Origin of the sequence: Dehalobacter sp., assembly GCF_030063005.1 — a bacterium.
GTDB classification, from domain to species: domain Bacteria; phylum Bacillota; class Desulfitobacteriia; order Desulfitobacteriales; family Syntrophobotulaceae; genus Dehalobacter; species Dehalobacter restrictus.
This window is the reverse complement of sequence record NZ_JAPDHR010000008.1, coordinates 1-1,746: the sequence shown is the minus strand read 5'-3', so window position 1 is coordinate 1,746 and position 1,746 is coordinate 1. Positions and strand designations below refer to the sequence as shown.

General features: G+C 47.7%; 1 protein-coding gene. It reads right to left on the bottom strand.

The features are described 5' to 3' along the window. Positions 1–1,563: reductive dehalogenase (locus tag OKX56_RS02470; protein ID WP_287895556.1), on the bottom strand; the 1,563-nt coding region annotated here is incomplete at its 3' end. Positions 1,564–1,746: the final 183 nt, after the last annotated feature.

Here is a 1,746-nt window from a genome sequence, read left to right as displayed (position 1 = left end):
GTTATAGCCGAACCATTCATCAAACTTGCGGGCTGCATCCTGAAGCAATGGTATTCGAGTGGCTATTCTGGCCACATCGTGGTTCCAGGTCTCGACTTTGTTCCACGAACATACAGCTACACAATTTACGCAGGGACTACCGTTATAGGCCCAGAAAGAGCCGCAACGGTTGGAATCAAGATGCCATTTTTCAGTATATGGATTTTCGGCTACCTCACAATCCTCTGGCTGCAGAACCTTAGGGTCTTTCTCATAGGAGATGGCCTGGGCGGGGCAGGCATCCGCACATTTTTTGCACAGGCGGCAGAACTCGCGTACCCCGAATTTTCTCGGCTTGTCCGGAGCAAGTTCCAGGTCGGTGTAGACTTTGGCGATGCGATGTCTCGGACCGAATTTCTGGGTAATTAAAAGTCCGTTTCTGCCTGCTTCTCCAAGCCCGGCCTGAACGGCCATAGGAACACTTATTCCGGTATCGTTTCCGCACGCCGCTGCATAATAGCCAAGCTTCCTCAGAAAAACCGCGATTTTGTAAGCTACTTCTGCCATATTGGAGTAACTTTTCCCCACCGTGGCAGTGGCAAGGTCTGACGGTGAGGTGCGTAGAGCTTCAACATCCTCTCCAAAAACGAAGACAATCACACTTTTTGGTTTGAAACCTCCATACTTCTCCCAATCAGGTTCAACTTCTGCATGTCCGAAAACTTCTACTCCCCCGCCTGACAGCATCTTTGGCAAATCCCATGGCAGATATTTGGTTCTGCCGTTGGGCATTTTAAAAAGTTTATAAATCTCCCTGCCCCAGGAAGCATAGGTCCAACGCTCGTCATAGGGTGCGATGCCGACTAGATCGGCTCCCAGGAGACGGGTTGCTTTTTTAAGGATTTTACTGGCTTCTTCCTTTGATTCGAATTTCCACTGTTTGCCTTGTTGTCGCACACCTTCAACATCGATATTGTCCCAGCTGTACAAACCGGATACCATGACAGGATCATTAGCCGTTTCATTGGTTATAGGATCTCTGGGATAAAGCGGGATTACACTTCCCGGACCACCACCTGATGCGGTATATCCGGAATAATCCACTTCTACAGACCAGCCTGCGACCATCAAGGCCTGCTCCAACGAGGTCCAGCCTGCTTCATTACTGCGCAGGGGTTCCAGGGCACCTAAATGTTGACTAAAGAAAAGAACGCCTGTTTCTGCATGTGTCGCCGGACGCCCTTTGATCCCAAGTCTTTCCGCATTAAGTATGGGCAGGTCTTTCCCCGTATCTTGCTTGCCTGTGATTTTGGAAACATCGTCGTAATGAAACTTAATAGGAGTCTTGTTTTCTTCCGGGTCGAGACTCCTTTCAAAGAAGTTCTTCATACCATGTAAACGCTGGTACTTTTCATCCACCTTGTATGGAAATTCCGAGGTTTCCGTGATCGGAGCTACAATGTCCGCAGCATCAGCCACCAAGGGACTAACCATCCCCTTCACCAGAGATGCCGAGGCTACAGCAGCTGCAGCTGCTCCAAGCATCGAGGCTTTTAAAAAATTCCTCCTGTTGACTTCTCCCATTCCAATCTTCCTCCTTTATAATAATTGCACGTGCCTGTAAATTATTATAAAACTACCGTTAATTGAAAATCAAACTTCCGTTCACTAAAGCCCCTTGCCGTTGAAGGAGTAAGCTCCGTTTTTTCTCTATAAACTAGATGAAAAAAGGTATATAATCTTTGTAAGATAGCATGGAAATCTGGC